16 protein-coding genes are annotated in these 19,841 nt (G+C 40.0%); 3 read left to right on the top strand and 13 right to left on the bottom strand.

Annotated elements, in window-relative coordinates; translation table 11 throughout:
* Nucleotides 1-20: 20 nt before the first annotated feature.
* On the bottom strand, nucleotides 21-782 hold the full coding sequence (locus E4N78_RS03250) for a class I SAM-dependent methyltransferase (RefSeq protein WP_255811639.1): 762 nt from the start codon (nucleotides 780-782) through the stop codon (nucleotides 21-23).
* Nucleotides 782-1,336: a DJ-1 family glyoxalase III gene (locus E4N78_RS03245; RefSeq protein ID WP_255811638.1), complete on the bottom strand. Its 555-nt coding sequence runs from the start codon at nucleotides 1,334-1,336 to the stop codon at nucleotides 782-784. The genes E4N78_RS03250 and E4N78_RS03245 overlap by 1 nt, the downstream gene beginning before the upstream one ends.
* Before the next feature lie 76 nt (nucleotides 1,337-1,412).
* Between E4N78_RS03245 and E4N78_RS03240 the strand changes: the two genes are divergently transcribed.
* Both E4N78_RS03240 and E4N78_RS03235 read left to right on the top strand, forming a co-directional pair.
* Nucleotides 1,413-2,627, top strand: coding sequence for a response regulator (locus tag E4N78_RS03240; RefSeq protein WP_255811637.1), 1,215 nt, complete (start codon nucleotides 1,413-1,415; stop codon nucleotides 2,625-2,627).
* Nucleotides 2,614-4,644 carry a response regulator gene (locus E4N78_RS03235; RefSeq protein ID WP_255811636.1) on the top strand — a complete coding sequence of 677 codons (2,031 nt, stop codon included), beginning with the start codon at nucleotides 2,614-2,616 and terminating at the stop codon, nucleotides 4,642-4,644. Before E4N78_RS03240 ends, E4N78_RS03235 begins: the two co-directional genes overlap by 14 nt.
* Before the next feature lie 80 nt (nucleotides 4,645-4,724).
* Here E4N78_RS03235 and E4N78_RS03230 read toward each other — a convergent pair whose 3' ends face one another.
* From E4N78_RS03230 to E4N78_RS03185, 10 genes are all read right to left on the bottom strand, one after another.
* Complete coding sequence (locus tag E4N78_RS03230; protein ID WP_255811635.1) at nucleotides 4,725-5,906, bottom strand: YibE/F family protein; 1,182 nt, start codon at nucleotides 5,904-5,906, stop codon at nucleotides 4,725-4,727.
* Nucleotides 5,907-6,021: 115 nt separating this feature from the next.
* Nucleotides 6,022-7,623, bottom strand: coding sequence for a 5'-nucleotidase C-terminal domain-containing protein (locus E4N78_RS03225; RefSeq protein ID WP_255811634.1), 1,602 nt, complete (start codon nucleotides 7,621-7,623; stop codon nucleotides 6,022-6,024).
* Between the two features lie 113 nt (nucleotides 7,624-7,736).
* The gene (locus E4N78_RS03220) at nucleotides 7,737-8,174 is read right to left on the bottom strand and encodes a hypothetical protein (protein WP_255811633.1); all 438 of its coding nucleotides are present in this window, start codon (nucleotides 8,172-8,174) and stop codon (nucleotides 7,737-7,739) included.
* A 94-nt stretch (nucleotides 8,175-8,268) separates the two neighbouring features.
* Nucleotides 8,269-9,753 carry a leucine-rich repeat domain-containing protein gene (locus E4N78_RS03215; protein ID WP_255811632.1) on the bottom strand — a complete coding sequence of 495 codons (1,485 nt, stop codon included), beginning with the start codon at nucleotides 9,751-9,753 and terminating at the stop codon, nucleotides 8,269-8,271.
* Between the two features lie 329 nt (nucleotides 9,754-10,082).
* Nucleotides 10,083-10,793 carry a DNA-binding domain-containing protein gene (locus tag E4N78_RS03210; protein ID WP_255811631.1) on the bottom strand — a complete coding sequence of 237 codons (711 nt, stop codon included), beginning with the start codon at nucleotides 10,791-10,793 and terminating at the stop codon, nucleotides 10,083-10,085.
* Between the two features lie 255 nt (nucleotides 10,794-11,048).
* Nucleotides 11,049-11,267, bottom strand: a complete 219-nt coding sequence (locus E4N78_RS03205) for a hypothetical protein (RefSeq protein WP_255811630.1) — start codon at nucleotides 11,265-11,267, stop codon at nucleotides 11,049-11,051.
* 458 nt (nucleotides 11,268-11,725) lie between these two features.
* Complete coding sequence (locus E4N78_RS03200) at nucleotides 11,726-12,580, bottom strand: Rpn family recombination-promoting nuclease/putative transposase (protein WP_255811629.1); 855 nt, start codon at nucleotides 12,578-12,580, stop codon at nucleotides 11,726-11,728.
* Nucleotides 12,581-12,923: 343 nt separating this feature from the next.
* Nucleotides 12,924-14,168 (bottom strand): peptidase U32 family protein, encoded by a 1,245-nt coding sequence (locus tag E4N78_RS03195; RefSeq protein WP_255812309.1) that lies wholly within the window; start codon nucleotides 14,166-14,168, stop codon nucleotides 12,924-12,926.
* A gap of 13 nt (nucleotides 14,169-14,181) precedes the next feature.
* Nucleotides 14,182-15,111, bottom strand: coding sequence for an alpha/beta hydrolase fold domain-containing protein (locus tag E4N78_RS03190; protein ID WP_255811628.1), 930 nt, complete (start codon nucleotides 15,109-15,111; stop codon nucleotides 14,182-14,184).
* Between the two features lie 51 nt (nucleotides 15,112-15,162).
* Nucleotides 15,163-16,953 (bottom strand): ABC transporter ATP-binding protein, encoded by a 1,791-nt coding sequence (locus tag E4N78_RS03185; RefSeq protein WP_255811627.1) that lies wholly within the window; start codon nucleotides 16,951-16,953, stop codon nucleotides 15,163-15,165.
* A gap of 205 nt (nucleotides 16,954-17,158) precedes the next feature.
* On the opposite strand from E4N78_RS03185, the gene E4N78_RS03180 reads away from it, so the two are divergent.
* Nucleotides 17,159-17,935 (top strand): Rpn family recombination-promoting nuclease/putative transposase, encoded by a 777-nt coding sequence (locus E4N78_RS03180; protein WP_255811626.1) that lies wholly within the window; start codon nucleotides 17,159-17,161, stop codon nucleotides 17,933-17,935.
* Nucleotides 17,936-18,357: 422 nt separating this feature from the next.
* Here the strand turns inward: E4N78_RS03180 and E4N78_RS03175 are convergent, their stop codons facing one another.
* Entirely contained in the window at nucleotides 18,358-19,839 is a 1,482-nt protein-coding gene (locus E4N78_RS03175; RefSeq protein WP_255811625.1) for a formylglycine-generating enzyme family protein, read from the bottom strand.
* Between the last annotated feature and the right edge of the window lie 2 nt (nucleotides 19,840-19,841).

Raw genomic sequence — 19,841 nt, 5'->3', positions numbered from 1 at the left:
AACCCTCCGCACGAATAAAGCTATTTTCTTGCTATGAGAACCATCGTTCTCGCCTTTTCGTTATAGGGCGAAAAATCAAAATCGCCGTATATTTCTACCGAAGAAAAGCCGGCTGCCAACATAAGCCTTTTTAACTCCACTGCGGAATAAAGACGCTGAACATAGGTGTGATCGGCCTTTCTGCCCTGCTCATCATAAAGAATCCAGCGGGAGCGTAAACCTTCCCAAGCACCTTCGACGGAATATTCGGTTAAGACCGTAAAACCGCCCCGCTCAAACCATTCGCCTTCGGTAAAATCCCGCACTGCAATTTCACGGCCGGTCATTTCGAGAATAAACCAGCCGTTAGGTTTTATGGATTGGGCTATGTTTTTTAAGATTTGCATATCTTCTTCGATTGTGCTGCAATAGCCGAAGCTCGTATACATGCTGATAGCCGCATCAAAGGCTTCAGGGCGGACAAATTTACGCAAATCTCCTTGAATAAGCTCTATGTCGACGCTCTCATCTTGGGCCGAATCCATAGCCGCATTTAAAAAGGGGCGGATTAAGTCGATGCCCGTAACCTTAGCCTTTCTTATCGCAAGCTCGATGGCAATCCTTCCCGGACCGCAGCCCGCATCCAAGATTGAAATCCCTGCATTATCCACAGGAACGCCTATTATCCTTAAGATAGATTCCGCAACGGTAGGAGCCTCAGCCCACCTCTGCGTATCAAACATAATCGGAGCATATTCAGCCCAAAAAGTTTCGTTTTCAAACCAATCTGCAAGTTTTTCCATTATCGTGCCACCACCTCAGTTTTAAGTTTATTTAATGCGGTTTTCCCGCAAACAGCTTCTACAATTGCAAAGGCAAATTCTTCTGCCGCTCCTGCTGCGCAGGCCGTTATTATATTTCCGTCTCTGATAACACGCTCTCCGGCCTTAGGCTTTGTCTTCAAATCCTGACCCATACCGGGGTAGCAGGTATAATGTTTTCCATCTAAAAGCCCCCAAGAGCCCAGGGCAAGGGCAGGAGCCGCACAGATAGCAGCGACAATTCCTCCGCCTGCAAGGGTCTTTTTTGCAAATTCTCTAACAGCCTCTGAGCCTGCAAGAGTGCTGCTGTTAGGAAGACCGCCGGGAAGGATGACGGCAATTAAATCGCCATCCATTTGCAAGGCTTCTTCCAATACAATATCGCAGCCTATAGGAACCTTGTGAGAAGAAACTATAGTCTTCCCTCCGACGCCGACAGTAATTAAATCTATACCGGCTCTTCTCAAATAATCTATGGGCGTAAGGGCTTCAACATCTTCAAATCCGTTTGCTAAAAATAAAAAAGCTTTTTTCATTAATTCCTCCAATTTTACAAGACAACCAAGTTGTGAACAACTAGATAAGATTATTCTAATATGATATAATCATAACATGAAACAAGTTTTATTGATAGGGATAGCCCCCACTTTACGATATTATATTACAAAAAAATTACAAGAAGTCGGCATTTATGTTATTTATGCCGAAACAGTTATAGAAGCCATGAATATTATGAAGCAGCAGCCTGTCATGCTTGTAATAGTAGATTATAGTTTTAGCAGAGATGCCTTATTTAATTTTTTTGCAGAAAAGCAAAAAGCTCCTACCCTTGCAGGAATACCTTCAATAGTATTGGGAAGAAAAATAGCCAAAGTAGACATAGCTTTATTAGCCTCATATGGCGTAAAAAAAGTAATTTCAAAGCCTGTAAGAGTTGATGAACTTTTATCCTCAATAGGCATCATTTTAGGGACAACATTTCCCATAGATCCCACACCCTGTATTTTGGAAACGCGGGTAAATGAGGACGTTATATTTATAGAATTGGCACAAGGTTTAAACAGAGATAAACTTGAGCTGCTTCAATTTAGAATTATAGAACTCATTGAGTCCTATAAACTTAATGAAGCTAAAATTTTAATTATATTGACCGATTTAAATTTAACCTATGCCGATACGGCTAACTTGGAATATTTGATAGATAATATCCTAGCTGTAAAGGTAGTTTCTCCTAAAAATGTAAAGCTTCTTACTCTCAATCAATTTGTAAAAGACTTCTTTTCACAAAACCCCGACTATAATATGATTGAAGTTGTAGGAAGCCTTGGGCAGGCTCTTTCAGCTCTTTTACAAACAACAGAAGATAAGAGAGCTGTAGCTCAAACAATGCTTAATGCCGATAATGAGCGCAATGAAAACGTAGGCAATCTTGAAACCCGTTTTAAACTGGACACGGTCGAAAGTCTTTCCATAGCTGTAGTAGATGATGATTTAGTGATCCGCAAAATGATGACTGCTATTTTTTCGTGCTTAAATGCCGAAGTAGATCTATTTGAAAACGGAGAAGATTTTTTAAATAAAGTAGAAAATGATGTTTATGATGTTATTTTTTTAGATATGATTATGCCGGGAATGAGCGGTATAGATGTTTTAAATGAAGCAAAAAAGAAGGGAATTACAACTCCGTTTGTTATTCTATCTTCCGTCACTCAAAGAGATACCGTTATCAAAGCCCTGGAAAAGGGTGCTAAAAGATACATATTAAAACCCATAAAAAAAGAAACGGTTTTACGCAAGATGGAGGAAGTTCTGGGTGCCTCTATTTAACAAAAATATTTCAAATTTCCGGCTGGGGAAATATTTAAACGAGTCAAATATAGCTTATATAATTTTTTCTCCCGATTATATTCCGCTTTTTTGGAGCCCTGAAGCGGAAAGGCTTTTACCCGACTATTTGATTAAAAATACAAAAGTACAGATATACGACTATGTAAGAAAAATTTTATCTGAAGAGGACTTTATCCGGTTTTCCGTATTTATAAAAAACAACCCAAAAACGGCAGCTTTTGAAGCAAAATTCGACAGGCCCTCAGGACCTTCGGACAAAACTACTTTAAAGTTCAGCTCTACCCAACAAGATGACGGTACTTTTTTTGTAACCATCGATGACATTACCAAACAAAAACTAAAAGAACAATCTTTAATAATTGCAAAACAGGATGCCGAAAAAGCAAACAACATGAGAAGCCTTTTTTTGGCCAATGTAAGCCATGAAATAAGAACTCCTATCCAAACTATAATAGGCATGATGGAGCTTATAAAAGATACAAACTTAGATGAAGAACAAAGTGAATACACCCGTCAAGTCAACTTTAGCGCTGAAGTTTTACTTGCGCTTGTAAACGATATTTTGGATTTTTCAAAACTTGAAAGCGGGAATATGACGATGGAAAAAACGGTTTTTAACTTAACCGATTCCGTTGAGCAGACTGTAGATTTAATTTCGATGGAAGCCCACAAAAAGGGCCTTGAAATAGTTGTAGACATAAACGATAAAATTCCCGACTTTATATACGGCGATCCGGCAAGACTGCAGCAAGTTCTTTTAAACTTCGTAAAAAATGCAGTTAAGTTTACTGAAAAAGGCTATGTTTCAGTTTCAGTCAAACCTGTGTTTGAAAACAACCCAAACAATACCGATACGGAAAAACACTTCTCCATCCTTTGTGAAGTTGCAGATACGGGTATAGGAGTAAATGCAGAACAAAAATCAAAAATATTCGAGTCCTTTTATCAGGGAAATGCCTCTATCAATAGAAAGTATGGCGGTACGGGATTAGGCTTGGCAATTTCTAAAAATATTATAACTATGATGAATGGACAAATAGGAATAAAAGATAATATTCCCTGCGGTTCTGTTTTTTGGTTTAAGGTACCCTTGATTCCTTCAAAAAGAAAAGCTCCTCATGAAAGCACCCTATTGGATAAGAGTACCAGATTTTTAATAGTCGACGATAATATGCAAACCAGAACTATTTTAAAGAGAATGCTTTTTAAATTCGGTTTTCAAGACATAGCCTTGGTCAGTTCCGGAGAACAGGCAATAGGAGTTATGAAAACAGCCGCCGAACATAAAAATCCTTTCAATGTGGTATTTATAGATATGGTTATGCCTAAGATGGACGGATGGCGCCTTGGAGCCGAAATTCACAATGACGAAAATCTTTCAACCTCAAAACTCTTTTTGATGATTCCTGAAGGCAGCCTCGGAAGAGATGCAAAGATGAAACTTTTAGAGTGGTTTGACGGCTATCTTTATAAGCCCTTAAAATCACGAATAGTCTTTCATCTGATTAACGACCTCTATAGAAAATTCGCATCGTCTTCGGAAAATGATGACATTTCGGAATTGGAGCCGGTTGAAGCAGGGAGCCAAGGTCAACAAAATGAAAATGTGCATATTCCAAATGAAGATAACTTTTTCGGCTGTAAGATTTTAGTTGTAGACGATCATCCTGTAAACCAAAAATTATTAAAAATTATCTTGGAAAAAGCCCACTGTATTGTAAGCACGGCAAATGACGGAGAAGAAGCTATAGATAAGGCATCGGGCGAGCTATTTGATATTATATTTATGGATATACAGATGCCCGGAATAAACGGATATGAGGCTACGCAAATCTTGAGGGAAAAGGGATACTCAAAACCTATTATCGCATGTACTGCGGGTTCTCAAGACAATGAAAGAAACCTATGCGAATCTATGGGATTAAACGATATAATAAAAAAGCCCTTTAACAAAAAGCAGCTTTTTGAAATGGTAAAAAAACATTATAAAAAGTAAAAAACTTGTCATCATAGTATGAAGCGGTACTTCAAATAAAAGATTCCATGCCTCACAGTACCTCACACTAAAAACCTTTTTTAGTTCTTTCTAAAAATATTTACTAAGTTGACGGTTATGGGAATCGTACAGATTAAACCTATACTTCCGGAGACGGCACGCAATATCTCGGCCGATAAAATTTCCAAATTTATGATTTCGGTAAACCCGTGCGAAAAAATGATAAAGAGTAAAAGCACGGGAATCGATGTACTAACATAGGCTAAAATAAGCGTATTGGACATTGAGCCTATAATATCCCGCCCTATATTCATCCCCGATTTTATAAGCTGCTTATTCGGTATCTTAGGGCTTACAGCTACAATCTCCCACATCGATGAAGAAATAGACATAGCTACATCCATAACGGCTCCGAGGGAGCCTATCATAATGCCGGCAAATAAAAGTCCCTGATAATCTATTTTACGGTACTGCGGAACAAAGGCTAACATTTGAGCATCTTCGTTTCCCAAACCTGAAAGTCTTAGAATTTTTCCTGCAACAAAGGCAAAAAGGCCTGCTATAATAACCCCGCCTATAGTTCCCAAAATAGCCGTATAGGTTTTATTATTCCTCCCCGAAATAATAAAAAGAGTAATGACGGAGGCAAGACTGCAAATTATAATAGCCCAAAGAATAGGATTATGACCTTGAAGGATAAGGGGAAGAAAAATGCCGAATATCAGGCCTATGGTAAGCCCTAGGGAGATAAGAGCCTTTAGACCGTTTTTTTTACCGACAAAAATTAAAACCGCTGCAAAAATAAAAATAAGAGCATAGACCTTATAGTCCCTTGCCCTCTCATAAATGCGCAAGTTGTTTACCTTCCCTGTTTCATCCTCATCAAGCTGTAAGATGAGCTTTTCGTTTACCTTAAAAATAAGCTTATAAGGAATGGCGAGCTCTATAGTATTCCGGATTGTATAAACCTCATCCCTATGCTTTCCTGTTAAAATTTTTATCTTTAAATGCTGATAACGGAAGTCCGACTCTATCGGAATATCGGGGCGGTTTTCCTTTGTATCGTCATAAACGATTTCGATAACTTTAGCCTTAACGACCTGACTTTCGGGAGCATTTATATAGGTACTATAATAACTGCTTAAGCCATCATACTTCTTCTCCATATCTTGAGATAAATTTTCAGAGGAAGTTTGCCCTGTGTCTTCTGCATATAAATTAAAAAATAAGAGGCTTACAATAAAAAGGAAAATACGCTTCATGTCCGGTTCCGTTCATCTTTACTTAGAAGCCTCTAAAAACATCAGTTTTTAGAGGCTCCCTTTAATAAAAAGCGGCGAGAAAGTTTTTCTACACCGCTTTTATAATCGAATCCTGTTATTTGCTTATATCTTTAATATAATCGACAGGTATGGGTTTAATTGTTTTAGCCTTTTTAATGGCATCAATGAGAGCATCTCTTATAGATACGCTTTCGGCAGAATTTGTTGCCTTGCTAAAATCGTAGGAATCTCCTCCCGTAAACATAAAGCTGTTTACAACAACCCTATATTTTTTATTCATATCAAGGGGTGTTCCATCCATAAGAGTAATCTTTGTGATTCTGTTTTCAAAAGGCTTTCTACCGTCATATTCTACCCTTAAACCTGCAAACTGACCGTCGGTGATATTAGGATTCATTATACCGTGATCGATTGCCTTTTTAATCTCAGAACCGGGAAGATCGAAAACAACGAGATAATTATCAAAGGGCATGATCTCATAAAGGTCGCCTACGGTGATATTGCCTGCTGCAAGGGTTCGTCGTAAGCCTCCTCCGTTTTGAATGGCTATATCGGCCTTTCCCAATTGGCGTTGAACTTCAGCTGCCCATGCACCCAAAAGGGTATTGCTTCCCTTCTCGCTTCTTTCATGGGTAAACTCGCCCTCGGCAACACCGATTACTTCACCCATAATAGGTTTCAGTTCCGTGTCATATTTTGCAAAGAGAGCCTTGCCTTTTTCATCCTCGATAAGAGAATCTTTGTGCTTGTAAATTTCATCGACTGCCGATTCAATCTTTGCAATCTTGTTCTCGCTTCCGAAGGTGATGCTGAGTTTACCTACAGCCCTGCCGTAACAATAGGCTTGAAGTATGGGAATACCGTTTACATTTCCTGAAACTGTTCGATGACTGTGAGCCGAAAGAACAGCATCCAAGCCCTTAATTTCGGTAAGTTTAACTGCATTTCCGCTGATTTGCCCATCTTCTTGGAATGAGTCGATGTGGGTTAAGGCGATAATTGCATCGGGCTTGCCTTCTTTAGCCTTTCCTGCCAATAGATAGTTTACCCATTCTTGGCCTGTTTTTACCGGATCGGTAAATTCCAAACCGCTTACATGTTCAGCGCTTGTCAACACGGCCGTATCGGGATGAGCCAAGCCGATAAAGGCAATCTTGTAGTTTCCTTTTTTGATGATTGCATAGGGTTTTGCCCAGGACACAGGCTTTCCCGTCTTCTTTTCGACAATGTTCGCAGCCAAGAAGGTAAAGTTTCCGTCCTTTTGCCACTTTGTCATGCGGTTTGAACCCCAGTCAAATTCATGGTTACCTACGGCACAGACTTTTACATCCATAGCCCTCATCATAGCCGAAACGGGAGCTCCATAGGTAAGATTGGATATGGCTGTTCCCTGATAGTTATCGCCTCCTGCAACCACGATGGTGTTAGGATTTTCCATTCCGGCAGTGCGGACATAGCCTATCATCTTAGCCATACCGGCATTCTTTCCCTTTCCGGGACGGGTATCTTCTGCAACGTTTCCGTGAAAGTCGTTAAAAAGAAGAATATCGACTTGGTTTGCAGGGGCATTTGCCTCAATTCCCGCATACTGGCCGCTTACATCATGGGATTCGGTTTCACATCCTGTAAAGGCGGCACTCAGGATGAGAACGATCACAACAAAGCCAACGGCTTTAAAAAATTTGCTGTTCTTCATAAGCATACTCCTATAAAAACTTCTAATAATTTGATAGTAAGATTATACACCAGTACAAGAAAAATTACAAGTTTTTTAGGCAAGACCAGAATAAAAAATGATAGAGACTAAGGCTATAGTCCTGCTATTTGGATTAATTTTAGTGCGTCGGCTTTATTTTTTGCATCGCTTTTTGTTTTATCGGGTTCCCTTATGGTTTCTATAAATGTAACCGTACCGCCGTGATTTTTATATTCATTAACCTCTTGTAAGGTTTTTCCCGACGGATGACAAGCACAAAAAATAATTTCGCAATTGTGCGATAAAAATGTGTCCCTATCCTTACGAACATACCTGTAATCATCGCCTCCTGTTTCTAAACCTACTCGTATCATTTTTCCGTTTACATTAAGATCGTATATAACCCAAAAATCTTTGGGTTTATTGTTACTATATTTGGAATCAATAGGTTTAGGATTACTATATTTTTTGTTTAATAAGTCATCTACCAGTTTAAGTGTGGTGGTCTTACCGCTGTCGGAAAGACCTTTTAATACAAATATGTTAAGCATGTTTTCTCCTTTGGGCTTTTAGCCCTATAATTAATATTTAATCAATTGTGTAATGGGTAATTTGTAATTACCCACTACACCTTACCAATTAATCTTAGTTTTTCTTCCAGTTATACACAGTATACCTGTAGCGTAAATAGTTGGCAGCCTTTTCAGGATCGGCTAAATCGCTTTGGTCTATGTCGGTATATTTAACATTATACTCACCATACACAGCCCAACCGGTTGTGTTTGCAAATACTGCCCTATTTAAATTTGTACAGCCGTCAAAAGCCTTCTTTCCTATTTTAGTAAGGCTTGCAGGCAGTTTTACCTCGGTTAAGCCCGTACAGCCTTCAAAAGCAGAAGAGCCTATTTTGGTAAGGCTTGTGCAGCCGGATAGGTCTATACTTGTTAAGCCGGTACAGCCTTCAAAAGCACTCCAGTCTATTTCGGTAAGGCTTGCAGGCAGTTTTACCTCGGTTAAACCAGTACAGCCTTCAAAAGCAGAGTATCCTATTTTAGTAAGGCTTGCAGGCAGCTTCAGCTCGCCGGTTAAACCAGTACAGCCGTTAAAAGCATCCCCGCCTATTGTACGAACTTCCTCTCCCAGCTTAAGATTTTTTAAGTGCTCTTTTACAGAAGCCTCTTTTGTAAGATTGTTGATAATTGAATCTTCGATATTGCAGTTTATATAAAGCGTTTCGATGGGGCAGTCTTTAAAAGCACTGTTGCCTATTCCTGTAAGGCTTGCAGGCAGCTTTACCTCGGTTAAGCCGGTACAGCCTTTAAAAGCAAAAGAGTCTATTTCGGTAAGACTTGTGCAGCCGGATAGGTCTATACTTGTTAAACCCGTACAGCCGGAAAAACCGCTTATTGCAGTAAGGCTTGCAGGCAGTTTTACCTCGGTTAAGCCCGTACAGCCTTCAAAAGCAGAAGAGCCTATTTTGGTAAGGCTTGTGCAGCCGGATAGGTCTATACTTGTTAAGCCGGTACAGCCTGAAAAACCGCTTATTGCAGTAAGGCTTGCAGGCAGCTTTACCTCGGTTAAGCCGGTACAGCCTTTAAAAGCAAAAGAGCCTATTTTGGTAAGACTTGTGCAGCCGGATAGGTCTATACTTGTTAAGCCGGTACAGCCTGAAAAACCGCTTATTGCAGTAAGGCTTGCAGGAAGTTTTACCTCGGTTAAGCCGGTACAGCCTTCAAAAGCAAAAGAGTCTATTTCGGTAAGACTTGTGCAGCCGGATAGGTCTATACTTGTTAAGCCCGTACAGCCTTTAAAAGCACTGTCGCCTATTTTGGTAAGGCTTGCAGGCAGTTTTACCTCGGTTAAACCCGTACAGTCTGAAAAAGCATAAAAGCCTATTTCGGTAATAACCTGATTCCCTATTTTATCGGGTATTACCAGATTGGCAGGAAGTTCTTCTTTTTTGCACTTATAGCCATATATGATTCCTTCCGAACTGACATAAAAAATACCGGTATCATCATTTTTAGGACCCATTAGACCAAAACATCCCGTAAATAATCCCATCAGCAGACCTGCTGCCAATACCAATGCAGTAAGATTTACTGCCCAACGCGAATTACTTTGTTTCATTCTATAATCTCCTTAATTAGGGGGAGAAAACACCCCGTTCAGAGCAGGGTTTTTTCTCCCCCTATAACCCCCTCTTTTTCCCGCGCTGCTTAAGGGCTCTGCCCTTAAGAATCCCGGACGGTTCAAAGTTTCGGGGTATTCTGTACTTTTGGATTGAATTAGTCCCAATCCAGGACATTTAGATTATCCGCACAAAAGGTGCGGCGTTCTCGAATTACCTTTCGAGATATCCTCGAACGATGCTTCGAGGCTGCGTCGACTTATGCTTCGAGCCATCCTAGAACGATGCTTCGAGACTCACTCGAAGTATGCTTCAACGCATCGGCTGATTATGCAGCAACAGTCAAGGCTTTATTAAACCTTCCGGTTTTAACTGTTTTACCGGATTTGTTGCCTTCCAGTATTTTTGTACGCACTTCGATGTAGTAGGTACCTGCCGCCAAATCGGCAGGGATTATTGCCATAAGGCGGGCGGGCTTGTTTTCGGCAATGACCGCAGCGCGTACGGGGGCTCCCGTTTCGGGCACAAAGAAGATGCCTTGAGCGGTATCTTTGGCATCGAACTTGAGGCGGCTTCCTACCAGCTGTATGATTCCTCCTGCGGTCAGTACCTCGTTTACCTTACCCGTTACTATGTCGGTTACTTCGGTAATGTAGGGGTTTGTATCCGCCGCTTCGGTTTTTTCGCACTTGATTTTGGCTGCAGCATCTTTAAGAAGCGGTCCTGCCGTAAGATTTAAGTTTACCGAATGCCGTTTTTTGTCGAAGCTGTCGGTTGCCCCGATAAATACGCCCGATATGCTTAAAGAGGTATTCATCAGCGGAGTGTTGACGGCCGCTCCGTCTTTGATAAGGGCACTTACTACCTCTCCGTAAACTTGCAAGGCAGCCTTTGTGTCCGCCTTGGTAAGAGTCGAACCTTTTTCCATCATAAGGTCAATGATTTCGTCTAAAGAAAACGAGCGCACATCGGCTGTTTGAGCCATATAGTCGTTTTCGTCCGGTGTGAGAAGATTCTCACGCAAACAATATTTCAACATACTGCTCTCCTTATATTTTTTAATTTAACCGCGGAGCACGCAAAGCGTTGAGCAAAGCTCAACTTCGCAAAGGTTTTCAAGGGTGTCTTTGTAATGGCTTCCTTAATCATCCTCTGCGCTCTCTGCGTGCCTTGCGGTTTTATTGAATGTGTAATGTAAAAAACGCACAAGGATAGGGATTCGCTCTTGTGCGTGCGGTTTACTGTGAGAAAATTTGTATTTAGCTGTGAATTTGTTTGAGTGCGGAGCGGGAGCTTATGCCGCTTTATCGCTTGTTGCTTGTTGCTTGTTGCTTGTTGCTTGTTGCTTGTTGCTTGTTGCTTGTTGCTTGTTGCTTGTTGCTTGTTGCTTGTTGCTAAAAATTGTGTCAGGTCCACTGCTGCGTGTCAAGTGCTTTACTTCACTTTTCGCATTTTTTTGGTGAGAATGTTTGTATTTGGTGTTATCAGTGTGTTTGCAGCGTTTTTCTATCATTAGTGTCCATTATAACATAGTCTTTTAGATATTTCAATCTCTTTAAGATTTTTTTATTTAACCGCAGGGGGCGCAAAGAGCGCAAAGGAATTTTTATGATGTTTTGATAACATATTCTTTTATTTACCCTTGGCGTTCCTTGCGGTTTTTTGAATCTGCTCCGCCTATTTTTAAAACGGCTCATACTATATAACCGCCACGGATGGCGGTGATTCCAACTTATGTTTGAAGTACTCATAGCCACCCCCTCATTGATTGTATTATACCATAATTACCTCAATTTTGTAAGAGCTGTTTTTTTTATTTAACCGCAGGGGGCGCTAAGAGCGCAAAGAAATTTTTATGATGTTTTGATAACATATTCTTTTATTTACCCTTGGCGTGCCTTGCGGTTTTTTGAATCTGCTCCGCCTATTTGCAAAAAGGCTATTCAAAATTGCCTCAGGATAGCAGGCGTTTCAAATGTTTTCGACTTCTTCTTTGCTGAGACCGGTCATCTTCTGAATAAAGGAAATCTCACAATTTTCCTCTTTCATCAACTTTGCTGTTTCAAGCTTTGTTTGGTATGAGCCGTCGGCAAAGGCTATTTGTCTTTCTTCAGCTCGCTGTACTGCGATGTCCGTATCATAATCATATTCGGCTACTAACATGTTTATTACCTCCCGTGATTTTCTCTGTAAATACTCTTTTAAGATTCCTTTTTCTATACATATTTTTACCGCATTGGTAAAGCCGTTTTCGCTGTCGAATTGGGTTTGTTTTCTCACTTCCTCTACAAAGAGGCTGTATTCTTCAAGCGGTTTGCAGGCTGCTAAGACTTTATTTGCTTTGTCTGTGTTGATGTTGAGCACTTGTACCGTCAACTCCAGCGGCACTTTTTCCGGCTTTGTGATAAATGCATCAGATAACTTTAGAACTGTAGTTTCCGGGTAGTCCTCCTTGCCGTTGTAGAAAACATAAAACTCAGGCGTGGGGATTTTTGACAGCTTTCTTAAATATCTGTCGGTAGGTGCTTGCAGTTTTTCATATAGCCTTGCTATGTATTCTAAAAAGCGTAGAGGCATATTTTCGTTTATTGTAGACTGATGTTCTGCAAGTACAATGATTTTACCATCTACAAGGCAGGAAACATCATTGATTATATTCATGTACATAACATTATCGAGCCTTATATTTTCAACCGGAGACGAAAGCGGAAGGTGTGTACCGTGCAAGGCGTTATACAGCGATAAGAAATTTTCTTTTGCCTTTTCATCTTCACTGAAAAGGTCGACAAAAACAGAATCTTTATATTTTCTGTTTAAATTACTCATAACTATACCCTCTACTTTTATACTCCGCCATGGACGGCGGTGGGGGTAGATTTGCGATGTTTTGAGCACAGCTCAAAACTCGACGATAAAAAATGTACAAGGACGTACATTTTTTATCAATTTTCTGTTTGAAGTACTCATAGCCGCCCCCTCACTTGTCATATTATACCACAATTACCTCAATTTTGTAAGAGCTGTTTTTTTTATTTAACCGCAGGGGGCGCTAAGAGCGCAAAGGGGTTTAAGGGAGTCTTTGTAAGACATCCTTTTATAATCCTTTGCGAAGTTGAGCGAAGCTCAACGCTATGCGTGCCTTGCGGTTTTTTTAAATCTTGTGATGCTATTACTCCTTACACCTTACCAAGAATTTTTCGGCTATGGGTTTATAGGTTTTGATGATACAGGGATGACCGTGGCAGACCCAATCCATTTTTTCTTTTGTGTCGGGTTTAAGAAGGGTGTAATCCCTGTCCTCTATAGAACAAATATCGGGGCCTACATATTCGAGCGGAATACCTGAATCTATCTTATTCATCGAAATAAATTCATATTCATTTTCCGAAAGCCTTTTACCGATTTTGCCTGCAAGCATGTAGGGAGACTTTGACTCGCCTGCGGTTGTCTTATTTGCTTCCGCACTCGAAAAATAAAAGCCCGTAGAAAACTCCCTGTGGGCCGTATTGTATAATTCTTCTACAAAGGGAGCCGCTTCATCGGCGCTTATTTTTCCGTTTAAAAAATCTATTTTTTTGCGGTAGGCCCTCGCGGTTAAGGCCGTATAGTAAATGCTTTTCATGCGGCCTTCTATTTTTAAAGAATCGACCCCGGCTTCTTTCATCTTATCGAGGTAGTCTATCATACATAAATCTTTTGAAGAAAAAAGAGCCGTATAGTTTTCGCCTTCTTCTACGGGAAAAAGCTCGCCCTTCCGTTCGGATTCTTCGACAAAGAAGTGTCCGCCTTTTTCGGAATACATCTTATAATTCCAGCGGCAAGAATGGGTACATTCCCCTGCGTTTGCGCTTCGGTCGGTAAGATAGGCGCTTATCAGGCAGCGTCCCGAATAAGAAATACACATTGCCCCATGCACAAAACATTCAAGCTCTATTTCGGGAACCCTTTGTTTTATTTCGCGTACATCCTCAAGGCTTGCTTCCCTTCCCAAAACCACGCGGGAAAAGCCTAAGTCCTTGTACACCCTTACGGCCTCATAGTTTATGCAGTTTGCCTGCGTACTTAAATGAAGCGGAATATCGGGAAAGTTTTCTTTTAAAATTCGGGCGGCTCCCAAATCTTGAACTATAAAGGCATCGAAGGGATATTGCTTAAAATATTTAACCTCTTCTAACAGGTTTTTTAAGTCCTCATTATGAAACGAAATATTTATCGCACAATAAAGTTTTTTTGTTAAGCCGCGTTTTTTGTATTCTTCTTTTAAAAGAGAAATATTTTTATATTCTTCTCCCGAAAAATTATCGGCCTTAGCTCTAAGCGAAAAGTTCTTTAATCCTATATAGGCTGCATCGGCTCCATACTCCCATGCATAATCCAATTTTTCAAAATTGCCCGCAGGCGAAAGAAGTTCCATCATTATTCCCCTATCAATCGGCCTTATTTTCTATCACCGAGCCCTTATCAAAAAAACCGGTTATTTTTTTTCCGACAGCTTCAACCGCAATGTGAGCATTGGAAAAATAATCGGGAACGGCCTGAAACAAATGCGGCATACCATCAATTTTATCGAGCACGGCCATTCCTCCGGCCTTTTCTATTTTTTCGCAAAGCCTGATCGAATCATCTAAAAGAATCTCATTACCTCCGCATTGAATAAAAACGGGAGGGAAATTTTCAAAGTTTCCAAAAATAGGAGAAACAAGCTCATTGGTAAGATTTTTTTCTTCCGTGTATAAATGAGCAGCCCCAAATAAAGCAGCTTGAGAAAAAACAAAATCTTTCTTTCGGTTTACGCTTAAGCCCTCACTTGAACAGCTTAAATCCGCCCAAGGCGAAAATAAAACCAGCAAGGCAGGCAGGGGAAGATGCTTATTCTTCAAATAATGAATAAGGGACAAAATCAAGCCGCCCCCGGCCCCGTCTCCTGCAAGAATCAAATTTGCAGGATCTGCCGTGTGCGATTCTATAAGCTTTGCATAGACCTTGTAAACATCTTCAAGGGCGGCAGGAAAGGGATGTTCGGGGGCTGTCTTGTATTCGGGTAAATATAGGTCGGCAGAAGCTTCATGAGCAAGCCCCGCACAAAAGGAGCGGTAAGCTTTTTTTGTGCCGCTTATAAACGAACCCCCGTGTATATATAAGATTACTCTTCCTGAAACAGCCATATCCGGTTTCAATATATCGGTTTTTATTCCCCGATAATCGGCTTCCGATAGGTCTACATTGTTAGGCACATGAGGAGAATATAAAATATCGTCATAAGCAATACGAAGTTCATCTATCGTATACCTTTGAGATAGAACGGCCTTTTTAAATTTCTTTTTTAATTCGCGTAAATCCTTCAATTCGTTTTGCACCTAAATGTCTCCATCTAATTGGTTTTTGATTAATCGGCTTTGAGGCATCGATTAAAACTCATCAAGCTTGCGTAAATTTGCATAGATGCCGTTTAAATTTAAAAGCTCCTCGTGAGTGCCGCTTTCCATAATGCCCTCATCGGTAACCACCAAAATCCTATCGGCATTTCTTATTGTAGAAAGACGATGGGCTATAACTATTGTAGTCCTCTCCTCAGAAAGCTCCTCAATTGCCCTTTGAATTAAAATTTCGTTTTCGGTATCGAGGGCTGAAGTCGCTTCGTCCAAAATCAAAATCGGAGGATTTTTTAAAAAGACTCTGGCAATGGAAATTCTTTGCTTTTGACCGCCTGAAAGCATAACGCCCCGCTCTCCCACATAGGAATCATAGCCGTCTTCCAAACTCATAATAAAATCATGAATGTGCGCATTTTTAGCGGCTTCAATAATTTCCTCATCGGAAGCCTCAGGCTTACCGTAGGCGATATTTTCTTTTATGGTTCCGCCGAAAAGATAAACATCCTGCTGCACAATTCCGATATTTTCCCTCAATGACTTTAATGTCAAGTCCCGAACATCCTTACCGTCTATACTTATCTTTCCGTTTATTACATCATAAAAACGGGGAAGAAGGGAGCATATCGTAGTCTTTCCTCCGCCTGAAGGGCCTACAAGAGCAAGGGTTTTTCCTGCAGGAATATCGATGGAAATATTTTTTAAGATTGTTGTAGTTTCATTGTAGCTGAAATCTACATTTTCGTATTTTATATTTCCTCTTACATCTTTTAGCTCGACGGCATCTTCTTTTTCGGTAATATCCGGTGCAGTTTCTACAACCTGTAAAAAGCGCTTAAAACCGGCAGCTCCTTTTTGGAACATCTCGGTAAAATTGATTAGGAGGTTTATAGGAGCAATATAGATATTTATGTACAAAACATAGATGGTCAAATCGGGAATAGTCAGCTCATTTCTTGCAACAAAAAAGCTTCCGGCTAAAACCGTTACGATAAAAAACAAGCCCTGCAAAAGACCGTTTACACCGACAAACTGCCCCATCTGCATGTAGTTTAAATATTTTGAATGAACAAAGGCCTCGTTTGCCGCATAGAATTTTTTGCTTTCCAGTTCTTCGTTTGCAAAGGACTGCACCACCCTTATCCCCGAAAGAGTGTCCTGCACTTGGGAATTTATTCCGGCTATGGTTTTCCGGTTGAGCATGAAGATTTTACGCATCTTTTTGTTTTGAAAAAAAGTAAAGATGAACATAAGGGATGTAACCGAAGCCAAAATCAAAGTAAGCCTTACATTGATAAAACAAAGGAGCGAAAAAGAACCTATTATTTTTAAAAAGGAAATAAAAAGGTTTTCGGGGCCGTGGTGTGCCAGTTCCGAAATATCGAAAAGGTCTGAGACAATCCTCGAAATCATATCGCCTGTTTTGTTTTTATCGTAATATGAAAATGAAAGACGCTGCATGTGGTTAAAAAGGTCATTCCTCATATCCCTTTCCATTCGGGCACCCATTATATGGCCCCATGAGGTTATAAAATACTGGGCAAAGTATCTTATTATATAAAGCCCCAAAAGAATTGCCGCAATTATAAGTCCAAGGTAGATAATCGCCGAGGCTTGCACATCAAAGCTAAAAATAGTCTTATCCGAAAAGAGCAAAAGCCCGCCGCTTCTTATTTTTGGAATTACCCTTGTTAAGTATCTTATCACTTGGGGAAAAACCAAGTCCACCGCAGACACCAAAAGGGCACAAAAAAGATCAAAGAAAAACAAGAATTTATAAGGCTTGTAATAGGCCGCAAATTTTAAAAATGTGCTTTTTTTATGCATATTTTCGATAATATATGATAATCAAAAAAAAGTAAATAGGCATTTTAAAAGGCTGTGTTTAATTTAACCGCAAGGAGCGCTAAGACCGCTAAGAATTTTTTAACTCTATCGATTACAAAAATCTTTTTATATTTTACTATTTTTTTTAAATATTTTCTATAAATATAATGGGAAGGGGAAATATAAAAAATCAAGGAGAAGGCAAATGATAAAAAGGTTTGAAGATTTAACATTACAAGATGACTTTATGTTCTGTAAAGTTATGCAAAACCCGGATTTGTGTAAAAAGCTCATCGAAATGATTCTATCAGACACAATAGGTAAAATTGCTTATATTTCGGTACAGCACAATATTAGCACTTACGAACAGGCTAAATCTGTAAGATTTGATGTTTTAGTACAGGCAGAAAACGGCAAATTTTATGATGTGGAAATGCAGGTAAGCAACGAAAAGAATATACCTAAAAGAATGAGGTTCTACCAAGCAGCCATTGATATTTCGTTCTTGGATAAGGGGAATTTCTATAACGATTTAAACGACTGCTTTATAATCTTTATTTGTACTTTTGATGCTATCGATAAAAATAGGCCTATTTATACTTTTGAAAACATCTGTCTTGAAGATAAAAACATATCTTTACAAGATGGAACAAAAAAGATTATAATAAACGCAGAGGCCTTTAAAGACACTGAAAACAAAGAATTAAAGGAATTTTTAGAATATCTTAAAACCGGTAAAACAAAGAGTGAATTTACAAGGAGGATAGAAGAAATGATACAAACAGTAAAACAAAATGAACAAGCAAGGCAAGAATATAGATTAATGTCAACCTTTGAGATGGATGCTAGGTATAAAGGCTTTTCAGAAGGGACTTATAATAATAAATGCGAAACCGCAAAACTTATGAAGCGAAAAAACTTTGATATAGCTTTAATTAAAGAAATAACCGGACTTCCCGAATCAGAGATTGAGGAACTGTAAATTAGGGGAAGTACAGCCGGCGGAGCTTCGAGGCTAAGACACTTTTTCGGACCATTGCGGTTTCTATTCCTTTAATTAACCGCAGCGGACGCAAAGACCGCAAAGGAATTTTTTTAACTGCATTGAGATTGTGAACAGAAGGATTTGGATAAAACTAAAGGTTCAAATAAAAGATTCTAAATATTAACTCTCATCTCTTATTTTAGTGAAAACTGATCATTTTTATATTCAGCTGCAGCAAATTCAATAGATTTTAATTTTTCTCCTAATTTTTTTAAAAACCGCCCTATGGACGGTTTAAAAAAGTTAAATAGTTAATGCAGCACCGCCACGGACGGCGGTGGTTCCATTCTTGCGAGTTTTTTGCGAAGCAAAAATACTCGAAGCTTAAAAATGTACACGGATGTACATTTTTAAGCGACTCAAGGCCGGCAAGCCAAGCGGAAGCCATCATTGCTGCTCCTGTAGTCAGGGTAGCTGCGATTCCGTGCGACTACAGCGCAATCCTCCGCACTATTGTTCCAGCTGCCGCCGCGTAAAACACGGTACGAACCTGACACAGGCCCTGCATAGTCCGCTCCAAGCGAAGCCGGCAAATCGCCATACCAATCCCAGCACCATTCCCACACATTTCCTGACATGTCATATAAACCGTAGCCGTTAGGAGACTTTTTCTTTACCTCATGAGTTTTATTTCCGCTGTTTGAATTGTACCAAGCATAGTTTTTAAGTTCAGCCTCGGTATTTGTTCCTGCCCATTGATATTCCTTTCCTCCCTTAGCGGCCCATTCCCATTCAGCCTCCGTTGGAAGTCTAAAACCCTTTTTATTCATATCAAGTTCTGCCTTATTCCAATCTGCATTATTACCTGTAGGAATTTGATCAAAGCTAAGATTTGCAAAATCAACCGGAGTCCCTCCAACATTTACCGTATAGCATGGTTCAAGCCCCAGTTTTATACTGAGTTTATTACAAAAGGCTATTGCATGATACCAGTTTACATTTTCTACAGGACGCTTTCCCTGTGTTTCGTCTGCAGCAGGGGTTCCTGTAAAACCGCTCGGATTATTGCCCATCACCGCCTGCCACAGTTCCTGCGTTACCTCAGTCTCTCCTATAAGATAGGCACTTAAACTTACAGTATGAGGCTTATTATTATAGTAATCATTATGTCCCAACTGGGCATTTGTTACGGCGGCTATACCTTTCATGGTAAATTCTACTGAACCTACAGTATGTGTCTTATCAATAGGAGCAGTATCTTGCCGTGAAACTACAATATCGTGAGTCCATGCCTTATACTTACCATCCACAGCATCTATTGATAAATTTACTGTATTTTCCCCGACACCAAGAGTACCGTTAGTTACAATTACAGGTATTGTTTCGCCCGTTACAGAGCCATAATCAAAACTAGCAGACACATCACTGGCCCTAACCTCAGTCTTACTGTAATCGACAATTATTCGGCCCGATACAGCATTTTTACCAAAGATTGTAAGTGATTTAAGAATCAGAGGATGAGTTTTTTTCTTAAATGTAACCCTTACCGTTGTGTTTGCCGTAATCTTTACCTTTACGCTTGCACTTCCTTCGCCACCGCCTGAAACTATCTGTCCGCCCGTAATTTCCCACTTATCAACTTCATGGGTCGAAGGATCTGCAGGGATTGCTGTAAATGTGATTTCACTGTCCTTTAAGGCCTTGCCTCCTTGTATCTCAGGATTCGCTGTAAGGCTTCCGCCTTCATGTACAAGATTTACAGTGTAGTAGACAGGCTTAGGCTCTTCCTTTACTTTTTGCGGACAGCCTGTAAATAAGATACCCGCAGCCAACAACAATGCAGTAATTGATACTGCCCGATTTAAGACATTAGTCTTAAGTTTGAAATTAGTGTTCTTCATGA

Origin of the sequence: Treponema denticola (assembly GCF_024400535.1) — a bacterium.
GTDB classification, from domain to species: domain Bacteria; phylum Spirochaetota; class Spirochaetia; order Treponematales; family Treponemataceae; genus Treponema_B; species Treponema_B denticola_C.
Note: the sequence above shows the minus strand (reverse complement) of the source record. Positions and strands in the feature narration are given on the sequence as shown.